General features: G+C 58.3%; 17 protein-coding genes and 1 other RNA gene. 9 read left to right on the forward strand and 9 right to left on the reverse strand.

Features of this window, described 5'->3' with window-relative positions; genetic code table 11:
• Positions 1 to 32 precede the first annotated feature (32 nt).
• The 3 genes from AC06DU_RS07475 (at position 33) to AC06DU_RS07485 (ending at position 2,236) form a co-directional block, all read left to right on the forward strand.
• The gene (locus AC06DU_RS07475; RefSeq protein ID WP_478203933.1) at positions 33 to 683 is read left to right on the forward strand and encodes a hypothetical protein; all 651 of its coding nucleotides are present in this window, start codon (positions 33 to 35) and stop codon (positions 681 to 683) included.
• A gap of 159 nt (positions 684 to 842) precedes the next feature.
• A complete protein-coding gene (locus AC06DU_RS07480) occupies positions 843 to 1,076 on the forward strand; it encodes a hypothetical protein (protein ID WP_029996120.1) in 234 nt (77 codons plus the stop codon).
• 92 nt (positions 1,077 to 1,168) lie between these two features.
• Complete coding sequence (locus tag AC06DU_RS07485) at positions 1,169 to 2,236, forward strand: ankyrin repeat domain-containing protein (protein ID WP_478203934.1); 1,068 nt, start codon at positions 1,169 to 1,171, stop codon at positions 2,234 to 2,236.
• Positions 2,237 to 2,332: 96 nt separating this feature from the next.
• Here the strand turns inward: AC06DU_RS07485 and AC06DU_RS07490 are convergent, their stop codons facing one another.
• Genes AC06DU_RS07490 through AC06DU_RS07500 form a run of 3 tightly spaced genes read right to left on the reverse strand, consistent with a single transcriptional unit; the run spans position 2,333 to position 4,699 of the window.
• On the reverse strand, positions 2,333 to 2,779 hold the full coding sequence (locus AC06DU_RS07490) for a ubiquitination-like system serine protease family protein (protein ID WP_416204024.1): 447 nt from the start codon (positions 2,777 to 2,779) through the stop codon (positions 2,333 to 2,335).
• Positions 2,776 to 3,978 (reverse strand): ThiF family adenylyltransferase, encoded by a 1,203-nt coding sequence (locus AC06DU_RS07495; RefSeq protein WP_055026819.1) that lies wholly within the window; start codon positions 3,976 to 3,978, stop codon positions 2,776 to 2,778. Before AC06DU_RS07495 ends, AC06DU_RS07490 begins: the two co-directional genes overlap by 4 nt.
• Positions 3,953 to 4,699: a multiubiquitin domain-containing protein gene (locus AC06DU_RS07500; protein ID WP_055026820.1), complete on the reverse strand. Its 747-nt coding sequence runs from the start codon at positions 4,697 to 4,699 to the stop codon at positions 3,953 to 3,955. The genes AC06DU_RS07495 and AC06DU_RS07500 overlap by 26 nt, the downstream gene beginning before the upstream one ends.
• 192 nt (positions 4,700 to 4,891) lie before the next feature.
• Between AC06DU_RS07500 and AC06DU_RS07505 the strand changes: the two genes are divergently transcribed.
• Entirely contained in the window at positions 4,892 to 5,194 is a 303-nt protein-coding gene (locus AC06DU_RS07505) for a helix-turn-helix domain-containing protein (RefSeq protein ID WP_478203936.1), read from the forward strand.
• The gene (locus AC06DU_RS07510; RefSeq protein ID WP_478203937.1) at positions 5,191 to 6,105 is read left to right on the forward strand and encodes an ImmA/IrrE family metallo-endopeptidase; all 915 of its coding nucleotides are present in this window, start codon (positions 5,191 to 5,193) and stop codon (positions 6,103 to 6,105) included. Before AC06DU_RS07505 ends, AC06DU_RS07510 begins: the two co-directional genes overlap by 4 nt.
• 289 nt (positions 6,106 to 6,394) lie before the next feature.
• Here the strand turns inward: AC06DU_RS07510 and AC06DU_RS07515 are convergent, their stop codons facing one another.
• The 4 genes from AC06DU_RS07515 to ssrA form a co-directional block, all read right to left on the reverse strand.
• A complete protein-coding gene (locus tag AC06DU_RS07515) occupies positions 6,395 to 6,742 on the reverse strand; it encodes a cold-shock protein (protein WP_478203939.1) in 348 nt (115 codons plus the stop codon).
• A complete protein-coding gene (locus AC06DU_RS07520; RefSeq protein ID WP_478203940.1) occupies positions 6,739 to 7,665 on the reverse strand; it encodes a bacteriophage abortive infection AbiH family protein in 927 nt (308 codons plus the stop codon). Before AC06DU_RS07520 ends, AC06DU_RS07515 begins: the two co-directional genes overlap by 4 nt.
• Before the next feature lie 130 nt (positions 7,666 to 7,795).
• Positions 7,796 to 9,322, reverse strand: coding sequence for a tyrosine-type recombinase/integrase (locus AC06DU_RS07525; protein ID WP_478203942.1), 1,527 nt, complete (start codon positions 9,320 to 9,322; stop codon positions 7,796 to 7,798).
• A 107-nt stretch (positions 9,323 to 9,429) separates the two neighbouring features.
• Positions 9,430 to 9,826, reverse strand: a transfer-messenger RNA (tmRNA) gene (ssrA, locus tag AC06DU_RS07530).
• A 133-nt stretch (positions 9,827 to 9,959) separates the two neighbouring features.
• On the opposite strand from ssrA, the gene AC06DU_RS07535 reads away from it, so the two are divergent.
• Entirely contained in the window at positions 9,960 to 12,416 is a 2,457-nt protein-coding gene (locus AC06DU_RS07535) for a S8 family peptidase (protein WP_478203944.1), read from the forward strand.
• A 139-nt stretch (positions 12,417 to 12,555) separates the two neighbouring features.
• Here AC06DU_RS07535 and smpB read toward each other — a convergent pair whose 3' ends face one another.
• Complete coding sequence (gene smpB / locus AC06DU_RS07540) at positions 12,556 to 13,059, reverse strand: SsrA-binding protein SmpB (protein ID WP_006449452.1); 504 nt, start codon at positions 13,057 to 13,059, stop codon at positions 12,556 to 12,558.
• A gap of 60 nt (positions 13,060 to 13,119) precedes the next feature.
• Between smpB and AC06DU_RS07545 the strand changes: the two genes are divergently transcribed.
• Positions 13,120 to 13,551, forward strand: a complete 432-nt coding sequence (locus AC06DU_RS07545; protein WP_016901567.1) for a type II toxin-antitoxin system RatA family toxin — start codon at positions 13,120 to 13,122, stop codon at positions 13,549 to 13,551.
• Between the two features lie 2 nt (positions 13,552 to 13,553).
• On the forward strand, positions 13,554 to 13,829 hold the full coding sequence (locus AC06DU_RS07550; RefSeq protein WP_016901566.1) for an RnfH family protein: 276 nt from the start codon (positions 13,554 to 13,556) through the stop codon (positions 13,827 to 13,829).
• 276 nt (positions 13,830 to 14,105) lie between these two features.
• Here AC06DU_RS07550 and AC06DU_RS07555 read toward each other — a convergent pair whose 3' ends face one another.
• Positions 14,106 to 14,501 (reverse strand): outer membrane protein assembly factor BamE, encoded by a 396-nt coding sequence (locus AC06DU_RS07555; RefSeq protein WP_039528130.1) that lies wholly within the window; start codon positions 14,499 to 14,501, stop codon positions 14,106 to 14,108.
• A gap of 104 nt (positions 14,502 to 14,605) precedes the next feature.
• Between AC06DU_RS07555 and fur the strand changes: the two genes are divergently transcribed.
• Positions 14,606 to 15,016, forward strand: coding sequence for a ferric iron uptake transcriptional regulator (gene fur, locus AC06DU_RS07560; RefSeq protein ID WP_016901564.1), 411 nt, complete (start codon positions 14,606 to 14,608; stop codon positions 15,014 to 15,016).
• Positions 15,017 to 15,045 lie beyond the last annotated feature (29 nt).

Raw genomic sequence — 15,045 nt, forward strand, 5'->3', positions numbered from 1 at the left:
TTGCAGTGAGACTTGAACGAAGGACGTTTTGGATGACCAATATCAGCAAGGCGGAAAGCTTCGAAGACGGATTTTTGCGGGCTGCGCTTGAAGTCATCGCAAAGCGCGATGAGCGCGAGGCCATCATCACCAGCCAGGATTTCGATGGCCTGAGGCAACGACTTGATCGCTCAGCGAGCACGACGCGATTCACGCAAGCCATGGCGGAGTTCTACCTCGGCATCCCGAGACGCCAATTCGACCAGTTCAAGCGTGAGCACGGCAACCCGTTTCTGATCAGCAAAAGCACGCGAAGATCCATTACCAAGGTGGAGCTTTTGACATGGTATGCCCAAGTCACCAAAGCCCGAGAGCAGATTCAAGAGCCGATTTTGGGCAACTTCGGTCGAACGGGGAAGGGCATCCCCTTCATTGTGATCCGCGCGTCGGCCGGCAAGATCAAGAGCGTGATCTCACATGCGGGCATCACGGGGCTCGACATGAGTGTGATCGAAGAGGCTTTCCAGCAAGGCGCAACGATCTTGGCCCTGACCATCGATCAAGCCTTGGCGCTTCCTTGGCAGTCAAATGCTGAGAAAAAGCATTGGCGAAATGCCTACCGCTCTCATCTGATGACGGTCCATGCATCCAAGATGGCGTGGCTGGATCGCCAGGAGTTAGACGAAGACACCAAGCCCGTTTAGCGCCTACATATTGGCTGCCTGGTGCATCTAGTCGCCAGTATTGTGGGCGACTAATGAATGGTTGTTCAGCGATCGCGGCGATTTCGTCCTGTAGCGATGCGGCTGCCATGCATAGATTGCATTCCGAAGCTTGGCACGTCGCCAAGCACGGAGAGCAACATGAAATACACCATCGAGATCAACGGCACCGTCCAAGTCGTCCACTGGGCAACGATTGAAGCAAATTCGCCCCAAGAAGCACTTTCCAAGTGCGATATCGATGCAGTGGCCGAGAGTGACTTCGAGTTCGAACAATGGATCAGTGACCTTGTGATCGAACGTATCGAAGATGAAACCGGCACGCTTATTGCGTGTGACTACGAGGACCATGTTCCTGACATCGACGATTTGTGATTTCAGTTTCTGCCGATCTAATCAAAGGGTGCCATCACGCTTTGATCTTGACGAAAGGCGTGATGGCCTTAGCTTGAATAGAAGGAGACGAAATGGAACAGGCAATTAGAAATAGTATTAGACAGGCAGTGAAGCGGGGAAGCGAGGCATATGTGCAGTCGCTTTGCCGGGCTCAGGATGATGCTGATGCTGCGGCACGCTGCGCCGTTGAGGTAGCGATCAAGAGCGGCAAAGAAGGCTTGGTTGATCAACTGGTGCCACTGTTGTCGAAGTCGTTTGCGGTCTATCCGCTTGATGTCGCCGCCAAGGCGGGTTCAGCGCGGGCAGTTGAGCAGCTCATGGAGTTTTGCGACGCAGAGGATGACGAGGCATTGGTGCTTGCTGCCAGGCACGGGCACACGGAGTGCGTCAAACGACTGCTCAAAGAGTGCAGCCCTCTGCAACACGACTCACTGGCGCTGTATGAGGCGGCGCGCCATGGTCATGCTGATGTGGTCTTTCAGCTAGTCGTTTTTTCAGATGCTAAAGCCCAGGACAGTCGAGCGCTGGTCGCCGCTTGTCGGGAAGGCCACTTGGAAGCGGTCAAGCATTTGTTGCCTTTCTCATCGAAGATCCAATGTGCGCTGCATGGCTTTGCGGCGGCGGCCGAGAACAATCATGCCGAGGTTGTTGAGTTCTTGATCGAAGCTGGTCTTCCAGATCCGGAAGACACGTTTTCGTTGGGTCTCAATGTTGCTGTTGCCAAAGGCCATGAACAGCTGGTGCGGACGATACTTTGGGCGATCGTCAGAACAGGCCATGCGCCGCGCGACTTTGGCGAGAAAGCACTGTTCGCTGCAGCAACGAAGGGCGATGCAGGAATGGTCAAGTCGATCTTGGAGTTCGCCCACAAGACCGCCTATCCAGAGGCCGGCTTGTTTGCTGCACTCCAAAATGACCATGATGAAGTGGCGGATGTTCTGGTTCGCCGAGTGAACCTAGATCACGTGCGCGAATTGATCTCGGACGAAGAGATCGAAGTCAAGCTTGATGAAGCGATTGCCAGACTTGATGCTACGAAGCAGCACAGAGAGCTTCAATCCAACGAGCGCCAGAGAGTTGCGCAGAGCAATACGTCAAATTCACTAAAGAAGCGTCCATCTCGCAACGCTCGCTTGTAGGCTCGCAGCCCCAGTGGGCGTGGGCGGATCATGTAAACCACTGAGGAAGCTCACCGCATGCATTGTGCGCAGAGGCACGCTCATAGACTGGTGCGCTTAGTCAAGCCAGCGTTTCCACCAAGGTCGTGGAGCTTCTACCTTGGCTTGCAAGGAGGGGTGTGTTTTTGTCGGTTGAGGCGAAGGCTGGACTGGGCCGTTCCCGCCATTCTCATAGAACGCAGCCCGTTGACGTTTATCCTTGGCTCGGACAGCTTCCACTTCCTGCTGCGACATCTCATATGACCATCGCACTCGGCCATTTTCGAGCCAGTAGTGGGACTTGCACGGAAAAGCGTGATTGCCGATGGAAGGGGAGAGGCTCACAGAGCGGCCATCAAAGATGAGCTTCCAATGGATGGGTGCCAATGGGGTCACAACTTTTCGACCACAGCCGCAAGCGCAAAGGTGCACGGCTACCGCGTGTTCGATCGAGACATAGAGAACCCCCTCATCCGGCTCCTTGGGAATGACATCCACAAATCTGTGCGGAAATACAGGGTTCATAGCGGTTCCGGCTTGTTGCCGATCTGGTTAAGGGCGGTGTTGTAGGTGCCTTCCATTTCCAAACGATCGTCGGCAAACATGCCAATCAAGCGCTTCCAGCGCAGCACCGCCATTGCGGCATTGAGCGCGTTCAACTCGATAATTTGAACATTAGACCGGTAGAGGTCGTCCTCGCGATCAACCAGAGGCATCAAGCTGGCCGCATCGTCGCGATTGCCCGGGCTGCTGACAGTGGTTCGGATCGTCCCCCATAGCTTCTGCTCATCCTTTAAAACGTGCATGCCCATCCCGCAATCGATAACGACAGTGTTTGTATTTTTAAGATGGTCAAGGATCAATGCCCGCGCTTGCCCGCTATCGATACACAAAAAGACGTAATCGAACTTAGACAACTCGTGCACGTTTGCTTCGTGGATCATTTCGGCGTGAGGCACCACTCCGCGCCGCAGGTTGCCGTAGTGCTCGGCATACCACTCCACCTTACGTAAATGCCGGCCCAATGCTTCTGCTGGAACTGCGCCTGGGGCACGAAAAGCATTGTGTTGGTGCAGTTTATCACCGTCGAAAAGGTGAATTTCCGGGACATAAGTAGGCGCGAGCAGGTCTAGAACATAGCCACCCGTTCCGCCAAGGCCGACGATGGCCACGCGAAGCTGCGAAGCGCGCTCATTGATGGCTAAGATCCCTGCCCGAGTTGAGGCGGTGTCGGCATAGACGAACGGAGTAGTATCGTCGACCCAGGTGGCGACCTTCCGCGTCCGAGCATCCACTGACGGATCAATCATTTTCGCTTGACCCGAGATCACATCCACGTACGTCTTTACTTTGACGTAGTAGTCCTCATAGGCGATCCAGTTACGGTCCCTATCCTTGCGCTTGTGAGAAAAGTGATGCTGCGCTAATACATCGTTACCAAGGTGGAAGTCGCCAGAATTGTATTGGACGGGCGCGAAGATGCGCCCGTCCGCAAAGCAAGGGTGATCACCGATGAAGTGCATCTGATGGGAACCAGGCATCCCAACCATATCCGGGCTATCCATCGAGAGCTCGGAGACCAGTGTGCCGTAGGCGATCTGCGAGTGCGCATTGACATAAGGCACGGCGTGGACGAGCAAGAGACCAGGTCGGAACTCAAGCTCGTAGCCTTCCTGGACGAGTTTGGACAGGGCTGGATTACGACTTGTCAGATGGTGTGACATAGAATTTCATCCCCTCCTTGATCCGAACGAATTGGCCAGCTGACAGGGTGCCCTCGGGATTCTGGTGCGGCCCCCCCGTGTAGTCGATGGTGTAAACGATCTCTTCGGCAGGGTTCGCATCCTGGAAGCCCAGTTTGACGACGTCCCAATACGCCAGACGGGGGCGGGATACGGTTTCAGTGGATCCGTTGACGAAGATATTGAAGGCCACCTCCCGCAGGTAGAAGCGCTCAACGCCTGGCAAGGTCAGGTCGACAAGATCTTCGTCCAAGATGAGCAGATCGGCTTGGCTGCTCATGTCTTGCCAAACGACAAGATCAGGCTCGTTGCGTCCCGCCAGTGCGCGCAGCGTGGCTCCGGAGATGTGTCCTGCACCCCAATCCAGGGTTCGGTCATCTACCAGTAGACGGAAGGACCGGTCGTTCTTGAACACCAAGAAGCGGGCAGCGCGGTTCGAGCGGATGTCGGTGGTCTCTTCGGGGTTGATTTCCTCAATGAGCCCACTTGCGAGCATCTGGTAGACCAAGTGTTCAACCCGGTCCCGAATGCCCGCAGCGGCCAGGATCTGGCTGCCGGTCAGGATCGGGTCCGTCACGACGATGGAACGGAATTGGAGCGCATCGTCACCAACTTGGATGCGCCAAGGCCCCTCGTTGCTTACCGCACGCCCAGCCATCACTACGCGTTCAACGTCTTCTTCAGCGGCTTGTTCAGTGGTCATGTTACGTCTCCCGGGAGCAGGGGGCCCCGTTGAGCACATGATGTGGAACGCATGCGTAGTTTGTCAAGCATCAAAAGCGCGCTTGATCCATCAAGCGAGTGCAGCTACAATCGCTCGCCCCCGCACGATTAGGAGGACCAAGTGGCCCTAACTCTTGGCCAATACTTAGGTTCGATCCGACTTGATCGGAAAATGTCACTGCGACAGGTCGAGGAAGCAACCAACAAAGAAGTATCCAACGCCTACATAAGCCAGTTGGAAAATGGTCGCATCACCACCCCAAGTCCCAATGTTCTACACACGTTAGCGGAAGCCTACGGCGTTGATTACATCACTTTGATGCAGCTGGCGGGTTATTTGCCTGCTGTCAGTGAACGCCCTGATCAGGCACGTCACGGACGAGCGGCGACCTTTGCCGAGCATAATTTAAGCAAGGACGAGGAAGTCGAGCTTCTCGACTACCTACAATTTCTCAGGACGAAAAAACGAACATGAAGCCCGATGATAGTTCGCTTGATCCAGCTGACCTCGTTGTTGTCGAAGGTCGTGCAAGGCGGTTCCTCGATCGGGCGGATGCATGGGGCGTTTTTCCAACGCCAGTCGATACCCTGATGGAAGCGGCAAAGCTCCAAGTCGCCCCTAAAAGTGCTTTCGACCCGGCAGCTCTCCTCGCTTACATTAAGCAGAAGACGCAAAAAGCTGCTGACACCTTGAAGCGGGCACTAGGCAAGGTGCTTGGTCTTTATGACTCCACGGAGGGCGTTGTTCATATCGACTACGGAGTCGGGCCGACGAAGCAGACGTTCTTGAAGCTCCATGAGGCCGGGCACCATGAGATGCCCACGCACAAGACCGTCTTCAAGTTTTTCCAGGATTGTGAGCAAACGCTTGCGCCTGAAATTGCAGATCGCTTTGAGCGTGAAGCCAACAACTTCGCTCGCTTCGTGCTTTTTCAAGGCGATGCATTTCGCAATGCTGCTGCCGATATGAGGATGGGCATCCGCGCGCCGATCACTCTCGCCAAGCGCTTTGGTTCATCCAACTATGCTGCTGCACGCGAGTTCGCGCGCACTCACCATGCGCCGTGCGTCGTGTATGTCCTCAACCCACTGGAATTCATTGACTCGGGTGGCTTTAGGGCAGAAGTGCGAAGGATCGAGCCCTCTTCCAGTTTTCTACATAGGTTTGGTCGACCTTCCGATCTTGTTATTGACCATGAGCATGCGCTTGCTAGCTTGATCCCTATCGAAAAGCGCATGACGGCGCCACGTGACTTCGTCTACGCTGATCGAAATGGAGTCAAGCATCGATGCATCGGCGAAGGGTTTGATACTAAGCACAATATCTTTTTGCTGATTTACCCCGAGGCCGAATTGCCAACGAGCCTGTTGTTCTTGCCGACGTAAGAGGGGCTAATGAGCGCTGGAAGAAGCCGTAAGAAAATACCTGGGCAGGCAAACAAGAAATGCGCCAAAAGGCTATAGAGCAGGCGCTTATGGGTATAATGTGCAGATTGCCAGTGACTGCCAACCAGGCACGCCCGCTTACGTATCTCCAGTGAATACTTCGTCTTACTCATGGCTCCATCCTCTCAAGAGTTGGAGCCTCCCTAGACCCCGAAGCAGTTAAATTATGCTGGCTGGACTCAGCGTGAGCTCAGGCCAATGGCCCGCTACGTTCTTACAAGGTCGCCATTTAAGTCTTGATTTTCAAAACAGGATGGGCACGTGGAGCAGCGTCACCATCAACGCGATGCCGGGTAAAACACACATTGTCGCCCACAAGCAAACGCTCCGGCCCATAGACACTGTTTGCATGAAAGAAAACATCGCCCTGATCAGAAGTGATGAAGCCAAATTTCTTATGATCAAATATATGTCGAACTTTCCCATGCTCACGATGAGCTAAGCTGTAATACAGGTCTCCACACGATTTGACAAGTTGATCAGCTGTGGGGCGCTCGTTAGGGTCCAGCTTTAGGCATGAAATCGCCAGTTCAATTGTTTGGCTTACTAGTGGTGCAAATTGTGGATTCCGAGTCACGTGGGGCGCGGGGCGCAAAGCTCCGCCCAGCTGTGAGTCTGGATCTGAGTTGCAGGAACCCCTAGGCCAATCAGTCTCTTCAACATGCCTGGCATTTCCTTGGGATCATGGATTGCCAAGTGGAAGTTTGCTTGGCGCACCGATGTGTTCAGAAGCATCTTCTTGTAGTAGGGCGCATCGACATCTTCCAGTGAGTGGCCCAGCACATAGACCTCTTGAACCGACAAGAGTCTATCGAAAAAGGTGGGGTGCGCTTGAATGATCTGGTCAGACGGCTTGAAGGTGTTGTCGAAATAGTTGTCCAAGATGTCATTCACTTCGACCAGGCGCGTGTCCAGTTCGGCCAAATCAGGTCGATCGTTGAGGGATCTTGGCTTCCTGGCGTGCCCAAGGATTAGGTGTTGGTCAACTTGATCTGCGCAACCGTGGATGTAGGTAATCTGCTCAAGCGGAACGCCGTAAGCCTGGATCAGCGTAGTTGTGTAATTGAACGAAAAGAAGATGGCAGTTGGATCCAGCACTTGGAGTGCCTGGTCGAGAGGAATTTGAGCTGGGATTTTCAACTGTCTGATCCACAGGCCAAACAATCGTCGAAGTTCCGCGCTCAGACGCTCTGCCAAGCGGCCGACCTCATACTGAAAGTCGTGGTGACCTGAGTCGCTCCAATCGTCATCAGCGTAAGACGCCATGAAGTGACCCAAGTCCTCGATGACTTCGTCTGGGCTCAGCTTGCCCAGCGCTGCCTCCATGTCCGACCACTTGCCGTTCGTGCCGTCGCCGTCTGCCGGCAGATAGCGCTCAACGGCATCAAACACCGCGCGATCTTGGGCTTGAACAAAGGCGCAAAAATGCTTGTAGCCAGAGCGGATGCCGTGATGCAAATCAAAGCCGTTGCCGATGACAAAGAGCTTGGTTGGCTGCATGGGTTGCCTCGGGTTGGAAGGTAGGTGAGGGCGCTTACATCTGTGTTACCCGTGCCTTATTAGAGCAATGTTGTGGGAGGCCTGGCTTGGAGAATAGAGACGCTAAAGCGTTCCAGGCGCCCTTGAATTCTCAATTCCTCCAACCGGTGGTCCGCGACTTGGTCGTTCTGTTCTTTGCCGCCTGCTCGCGCCGTCGCTCCATGTGGCGAACCTGCTTGAACGACCGATCAAATTGCCCAGGTGTGTAAGCAGGCAGGGGAAGTGGAGGACCAAACTGCTCAATGGCCGAAAAGCGAGCGGGAACAGAAGGTGGGTCAACGTAATGCTTCAAGCCCGGTGGAAGCGTCAACTCGTGGCCGGTGATTTGTTGGGAAATCGGAAGCGAGATGCCGTGCTCATTGACCAACGAATTGGACAAGGTGTGTCGGAAGCAATGAAAACTTTTGAGCCGTTGGGTTAACCCTCGCTTGATCGCATAGGCCCGAAACTGATCCCCGAGCGCGTCGCCGTAGCCGTTTTCGGCGTTGTAGGGCAAGTGCGGGAACAGTCGGTCAAAGCCTGCGCGCTTGACCTCATCCACGTAGATCAAAAATCCGGCATCGATCAGGGATGTGGGTAGAGGCACAAAGCGGGAGGAGTGGGGGTTCTTCAAGCGTTGATCCGGCTTGGCTCCCCGGAAATGCACGCCCCAGAAATCGCCCACCTTGCCGATGTCGTCAACATAGAGCTGAGCGACCTCGTTGACTCGAGCACCGGTCGCAAATCCCAACAGCGTGCCAAACCATCGGTGCGGATACTTCTTCGCCCAAGACGTGAATGCATTCAGCTCAAACAGTGCTTCGAGCTCAGCCTGGCTAAACGGATCACGACTCGGCTCATCAGTGAGCGACTTGGCGCGATTGAGGATGGCTTTGTGAGGCGCCTTGCTAATCAGGTCTTCGTTCGCCAAGGCGTTGAAGAAGGACGCAATACGATCCCGATGTTTTTCCTTGGTGCGCATGCTCAGCAGTTCATGACCACCTTGCCGCGCCTTGCTCAGGATTTCGACAGGGGTGAGACCGGCGAACACCGCCTTCTTGGTGGCGTTGCTGGGGTAGTGCTCAAGCGCATCCAGGAACTTTCGGATGTCATCGGTCTTGTAGTCTTCGACCGGCTTGTCGCCGACAAGGGCCACAAACAGCCCCAGGCTGTGTTCGGTATCAAGCACGTTTTTCGCGCTTCGCCCCACGCGCCGCATCTCGCTGATGTGGATGGCCGCGCGCTCTGACAGCAGCGGTCCGGCGCTTTTCACAGAAGCCAGTTGCTGAAGAGGGAGGTGTTTCAGTGCGTCCAGCAGCCGCGCATGATCGTCCGCTCCGTTGGCAGAAAGCTCCACGCCACCGACCTTGATGGTGTAGGGGCGGGCTTCGTTCCCTTGCAACGCGGCCAGAGCCTGGCTCAGCAAATCGTCCCGCATGCCCGCTCCCTGCCGCATCTGATCGAATGCTTCCGAGAGTGCCACAGCAGTTCGTGCTACGGCCAGACGGGCAGCATCACCCAGGGACAAGCGAACGGGACGGACAAGGTAGCGCGAGCCAACGAGAGATTGGAGGTCGGTCGGGACGAAGAAGCGCACATAGAGCCCAGCAGGGCGGCGCAGAAAATAAGGCTTCGGCACGGGGTTTGATACCTCGTTTGATACCTAACGCAGGCTCAAACTGAACATCAAACCCCGGGCCTAACCTTCGCAGAATCAAGCACTTACTGCTCTTTTCCGCGATCAGATGGTGGAGGTGGGCGGAATCGAACCGCCGTCCGGAAGCACTCCATCCCCAGCACTACATGCTTAGCCCTCCGTTGGATCTCATTCCCAGGCAGCACGGTTGGCAAAGCGCACCTGGAAACCAGCCTGCTTTATCTAACCGGTAGCTGACAGGCAGCCACTACCGATGGTTCCGTGATAATGACCCTACACCTACGAGCACGGGCACAAGTAGGTTCGGGGGTTCGCCTTAGGCGGCTGTAGAACTACAACTAAAGCCAATTAAGCGGCGATAGCGAAGTCCGAACCGTAGTTGTCATCGTTGGCAACTAAAAGTTTGCTGCTGGATTAACGAGGAAAGCTGCCCCCTCGGCATGCGCCAAGCGACTTCGCGACCCCCGTCGAAACCAGTGCACCCCCGGGGAAAGCATCAAAACGCTGACCTGGTCAGTGTAGGGATCGGAGCGCCCTGTCACAAGTGGTGAGACGTGCAGCGCTTACAGTGGCTTCAGTCCTATCGGACGGAAAAGTCTGGTAATCAAGGAGCGAAGCGATGGCGACAGGCAAGCCCCCAGGTCCGCGGCAGGCACGCAGTACGCCCCGCAAACGCGCACCGGGCGTCGACGCCCCCAGGCCTCGACGCGCAGTCAAGGCTGCGCAGCAGCAGGCGCAGGACACCGTACTGACGCGCGTGCAGGGCAAGGCGCGCACCGTGATCTACATCCATGGCATCGGCAACAAACCGCCGGCCGAGGTGCTGCGCTGTCAGTGGGACAAGGCCTTGTTCGGGCGGCCGATGGGCGAGCGCACGCGCCTGGCGTACTGGGTCAATCGCGAGCGCTATCCCGTTGCCGAACCCGGTAACTGCGATGCGCGCGATGTCGGCCCGGCGCTCAATCAGAGCGTGCAGCGCGCCCTGAGCACGCTTGGGCTGGTGCCAGGCGAGCAGGATCTGCATCTGCTCGCCGATGCGTTGGCGCAGAGCGAGCAAGAGCGTGTCGATCTGCACCGCTTGCTGGACGAACTGGATGCCGCGCCCGCGATGCCGGCGGCGGGCCAGGTGCAGGCCAAAGGTCCGATCGATGCGATCAACCGCGTACTGCTGCGGCTGATCTCCGCCGCGCTGCTGCAGGACGTGCACGATTTGTTCTTCGTGCCCGAGCGTGCGGCGCTGATGCGCGAGAGCCTGACGCAGCGGTTGCGTTCGGGTGGCGGGCCGTTTGTGGTGGTGGCGCACAGCCAGGGATCGATGATCGCCTTTGACGTGTTGCGTCAGCTCCAGGCGGAAGAGTGCGAGGTCAGCCTGTTCCTGACCCTGGGCTCGCCTTTGGGCTTGCCGCAGGTGCGCAGCATGTTCAAGCGCTGGACCGGCACACGCAAGCTGCCGTTTCCCGCGTGCGTACGGCGCTGGATCAACGTGGCCGACACGCGCGACCCGATCGCGCTGGATCCGGATCTCGGCGACGATATCGCCAACGCCAAGGGGCGTTTCGAAAACCTCGCGGGTGCGCGCCTGAATCCGGACTGGCAGCACAACGCGCATTCGGGCTCGGGCTATCTGTCGATTCCGCAGGTGCGCGCGGCGGTGCGCGAAGCGGTGGGCGTCGGCTTCGACCAACCGGTCTCCAATGCGGTGCTGATCAAGGATCTCAGCGAGCAGCTGGAAGCACATGGCGCCGAGTATCGGCACGAAGTGCTGATCGAGCTGGATCGCCGGTTGCTGGGCGACGACCCGGCCGCCACGCGTGCGCTGCTGTTGGCGCAGTTGCGCCAGACCGCTGCAGCGACCACCGGCTTGAGCGGCGATGCGCTGGACGAGGCGATCGAGCTGGAAGATGGCTTGCAGCGGTTTGTGTCGGCGCGGCTGACGCGGTTCGAGATCGAATCGCTGCAGGACCGCTACCGCGCGCTTGGATTCCGGCGCGTGTGGCGCGATGCCGGCAAGCGCGCGTTGATCAACGTGTCCGGCAACGTCCTGCATGCCGATGCGGCGCGCACCGCGTATCGCGCGCGCGGGCAACAGATCGGCTGGGCGGTGCTGGACACCGGTATCGCAGCCAGTCACCCGCATTTCTTCGTAAAGGGGGAGCGCGACACGGTGGTCGCGCAATGGGATTGCACGCGGCGGGGTGCAGCCAGGCGATTGACGCGCGCCGACGGCGATGCCTTCGCTCGGCTGGATCGGCACGGGCACGGCACGCATATCGCCGGGATCATCGCCGGCCATAGCCGCGCGGTGATTCCCGACGCGCAGGGCAACCCGGGCAAACCGCTGGAGTTTGCCGGCATGGCGCCGGACACCCAGCTGTACGGGTTCAAGGTGCTGGACGATGCCGGCAACGGCCGTGATTCGTGGATGATCAAGGCGGTGCAGCAGGTCGCAGCGATCAACGAGCGCGCCGGCGAGCTGGTCATCCACGGCGTCAATCTGAGCCTGGGCGGTTACTTCGATCCGGAGAGCTACGGCTGCGGTTTTACGCCGCTGTGCAACGAGTTGCGGCGGCTATGGCGGCAAGGCGTGCTGGTGGTAGTGGCCGCCGGCAACGAAGGCCTGGCCTGGTTGATGCGCAACGATGGTGATGCGTATCCGGCCAACATGGATCTGTCGATCAGCGACCCGGGCAATCTGGAAGACGCCATCGTGGTCGGCTCGGTGCACAAGAGCAGCCCGCACAATTACGGCGTGTCGTATTTTTCGTCGCGCGGGCCGACCGCCGATGGACGCGGCAAGCCGGATGTCGTGGCGCCGGGCGAAAAGATCCTGTCGGCCTATTACGATTTCGACCCGAAAGATCCGGCCAGCCTGATGGTGGAGATGAGCGGCACCAGCATGGCCGCACCGCACGTCTCCGGCGTGCTGGCTGGTTTCCTCTCCGCCCGCCGCGAGTTCATCGGCTTCCCGGATCGGGTCAAGCAGCTGATGCTGGACACCAGCACCGACCTGCAGCGCGATCGCTATGTGCAGGGCAGGGGAGTGCCGAATTTGATGCGGATGCTTGGGAGTACGTGAGGAATCGGGAGTGGGGAATCGGGAATCGTATAGGCAGGATGCTTCTTGCGGATCCCGAAATACCCTCGTCGTGAACTAACTTGAGATCAACGCAGCGAGCCTACCCAGCTCTTGCGATTCCCCACTCCCGATTCCCGATTCACGCATCCCGGTTATGCCGCCGCATCACGCGCTGCTTGTCGCGTTGCCAGTCACGGTCCTTGGCGGCGTCGCGCTTGTCGTGGTTCTGCTTGCCCTTGGCCAGCGCGATTTCCAGCTTGACCTTGTTGTTGCTCCAGTACAGCGCTGTCGGCACCAGGGTGTAGCCGTCGCGTTCGACGCTGCTCAGCACCTTGTCGATTTCCCGGCGGTGCAGCAGCAGCTTGCGATCGCGGCGTTCCACCGGCACGGTGTGGCTGGAGGCCTGGATCAGCGGGGTGATCTGCGCGCCGATCAGGAAGATCTCGCCGGAGCGCACATAGGCGTAGCCGTCGATGATGTTGGCGCGGCCGGCGCGGATCGCCTTGACCTCCCAGCCCTGCAGGGCCAGGCCGGCTTCGTAGCGCTCTTCCAGGTGGTATTCATGGCGCGCACGCTTGTTCAGCGCGATGGTTTTCGTGGCCGTCGCGCCGTTTGCTTTATCCTTGGCTGGTTTCTTGCTCATGCCGCCATTGTCGCCGATTCGGCGTCATCAAACGATCTTCTGTCTTTCACAAGTTAGCGAATGCCTACCATCCGTCGCAGCGCCCTGGTCGAACACAGCGCCACCCGCATGTTCGATCTGGTCAATGATGTTGCCGCCTATCCGCGCCGTTTCGGCTGGTGTGATGCTGCGCAGGTGCTTGAACAGGACCAGGCGCATATCGTGGCGCGGCTGGATCTGGGGTTGGGGTCGTTCCGCACCTGGTTCACCACCGAAAACGTGCTCGAACGTCCGCAGCGCATCGTCATGCATCTGCGCGACGGGCCATTCAAGCGCCTGGAAGGCCTGTGGGAGTTTCAGTCGCTGGGAGAGAACGCCTGCAAGGTCAGCCTGACCCTGGAGGTGGAAACCAGCTCGCGGCTGTTGGGTCCCGCGCTGGCGCTGGGCTTTCAAGGCCTGGCCGACCGCATGGTCAACGATTTCGTGCGGGTCGCCGATCGCGGCGACGTCTGAGCATGCGGGTCGACGTCGTGCTGGCCTGGCCGGACCGCTGCAGTTCGGTATCGCTGGAACTGGCCGAGGGCGCCACCGTCGCCGAGGCGATTGCCGCCTCCGGTCTGGCACCGGATCGACCACCTGCCGCCCAGGCGATCCATGGGCTGATTGCACGCGCGGATCAGGTGCTGCGTGACGGCGACCGGGTCGAATTGCTCAGGCCGCTGCTGCTGGACCCGAAGGAGGCACGGCGTCGCCGTGCCGGACCGAGCAAAAAGGCCGGTCCCAACGGATAGCTGTTGGCCGGCACTGCGATGCATGTGCGCCGTGCACAACAGCGAGCTCTTCTGTTGAATGACCTGGACAAGCGAGCGCAGCTTGTGGCTTGGGCAGGCGCATGTCGCCGCAAGACGGCTGACGGTGAGCCGCAGATGTCGATATCTGGATCAGCGCTGCAGTTCCTGACCCAACACGTCTCTGCGACCAGGCAAATAAAAAACGCATCCGTTCAAACGGATGCGTTTTCTGGTGCGGCGACACTCAGGCGATCGCGCAGTGCGCGACCGAGCGCATCAACGGCCGCGCTGCTTTTTCTTGTCGCGGGCCAGATTGCGACCGAACTGCTTGGGTGCCGACTTGGCCAGCTGCTCGTCCTGCGACGGGAAATAATCGCCTTCCCAGCGAACGACCTGCTCGTTCTCGAAGAACACGGTGAAGTTCTTGATCTCGGTGCGCGCCAGACGGTCCACGCGCTGGGTGGAGGTGTAGTCCCAGCGCTGCGAATGGAATGGATCGGGGATCGAGGGGGTACCCAGCAACGCGCTGACCTGCTGCTTGCTCTGGCCTACCTGCAGTTGCTCCACGGCATTCTGTTTGATCAGATTGCCCTGGTAGATCGGCTGCTTGTAGATGATGCCGCAGCCAGCGGTGGAGAGAGCAACGGCGGCGACCAGCAGGAGATTACGCATCGGGGATTAAGTGCTGAGGAAATCACGCCGATGATACACTCCTGCCGGTCGCCGCGACCCGTTTGATGGCAGCTGGCGCTAAATCGCCAATGAACGGAGAACATATGGAAACCCACGACCTGCGCAAAGTCGGGCTCAAGGTGACCCATCCGCGGATGCGGATCCTGGAGTTGCTCGAGCAGAAGAGCAACCAGCACCACCTCAGCGCAGAAGACATCTATCGGCAGCTGCTCGACCATGGCGACGAAATCGGTCTGGCCACGGTGTACCGGGTGCTGACCCAGTTTGAGGCCGCCGGCCTGGTGCTGAAGCACAATTTCGAAGGCGGCCAGGCGGTCTATGAGCTGGATCGTGGCGGCCATCACGACCATATGGTCGACGTGGATACCGGCCACGTGATCGAGTTCGAGAGCGAAGAGATCGAGGCCTTGCAGCGGCAGATCGCCGCCCAGCATGGCTACGAGCTGGAAGAGCACTCGCTGGTGCTGTACGTGCGCAAGAAGCGTCCGCGCTGACGGCAAGCTGGTGGTAGTGCGGCAACGAC

The sequence above is a fragment of the Xanthomonas sp. NCPPB 3200 genome (assembly GCF_056393585.1).

What these genes read in the sequence shown, in the direction of transcription:
- AC06DU_RS07475 (WP_478203933.1), top strand. Translation starts at nt 33, where the DNA reads ATGACCAATATCAGCAAGGCGGAAAGCTTCGAAGACGGATTTTTGCGG.
- AC06DU_RS07480 (WP_029996120.1), top strand. Translation starts at nt 843, where the DNA reads ATGAAATACACCATCGAGATCAACGGCACCGTCCAAGTCGTCCACTGG.
- AC06DU_RS07485 (WP_478203934.1), top strand. Translation starts at nt 1,169, where the DNA reads ATGGAACAGGCAATTAGAAATAGTATTAGACAGGCAGTGAAGCGGGGA.
- AC06DU_RS07490 (WP_416204024.1), bottom strand. Translation starts at nt 2,779, where the DNA reads ATGAACCCTGTATTTCCGCACAGATTTGTGGATGTCATTCCCAAGGAG.
- AC06DU_RS07495 (WP_055026819.1), bottom strand. Translation starts at nt 3,978, where the DNA reads ATGTCACACCATCTGACAAGTCGTAATCCAGCCCTGTCCAAACTCGTC.
- AC06DU_RS07500 (WP_055026820.1), bottom strand. Translation starts at nt 4,699, where the DNA reads ATGACCACTGAACAAGCCGCTGAAGAAGACGTTGAACGCGTAGTGATG.
- AC06DU_RS07505 (WP_478203936.1), top strand. Translation starts at nt 4,892, where the DNA reads ATGTCACTGCGACAGGTCGAGGAAGCAACCAACAAAGAAGTATCCAAC.
- AC06DU_RS07510 (WP_478203937.1), top strand. Translation starts at nt 5,191, where the DNA reads ATGAAGCCCGATGATAGTTCGCTTGATCCAGCTGACCTCGTTGTTGTC.
- AC06DU_RS07520 (WP_478203940.1), bottom strand. Translation starts at nt 7,665, where the DNA reads ATGCAGCCAACCAAGCTCTTTGTCATCGGCAACGGCTTTGATTTGCAT.
- AC06DU_RS07535 (WP_478203944.1), top strand. Translation starts at nt 9,960, where the DNA reads ATGGCGACAGGCAAGCCCCCAGGTCCGCGGCAGGCACGCAGTACGCCC.
- smpB (WP_006449452.1), bottom strand. Translation starts at nt 13,059, where the DNA reads ATGAGCAAGAAACCAGCCAAGGATAAAGCAAACGGCGCGACGGCCACG.
- AC06DU_RS07545 (WP_016901567.1), top strand. Translation starts at nt 13,120, where the DNA reads ATGCCTACCATCCGTCGCAGCGCCCTGGTCGAACACAGCGCCACCCGC.
- AC06DU_RS07550 (WP_016901566.1), top strand. Translation starts at nt 13,554, where the DNA reads ATGCGGGTCGACGTCGTGCTGGCCTGGCCGGACCGCTGCAGTTCGGTA.
- AC06DU_RS07555 (WP_039528130.1), bottom strand. Translation starts at nt 14,501, where the DNA reads ATGCGTAATCTCCTGCTGGTCGCCGCCGTTGCTCTCTCCACCGCTGGC.
- fur (WP_016901564.1), top strand. Translation starts at nt 14,606, where the DNA reads ATGGAAACCCACGACCTGCGCAAAGTCGGGCTCAAGGTGACCCATCCG.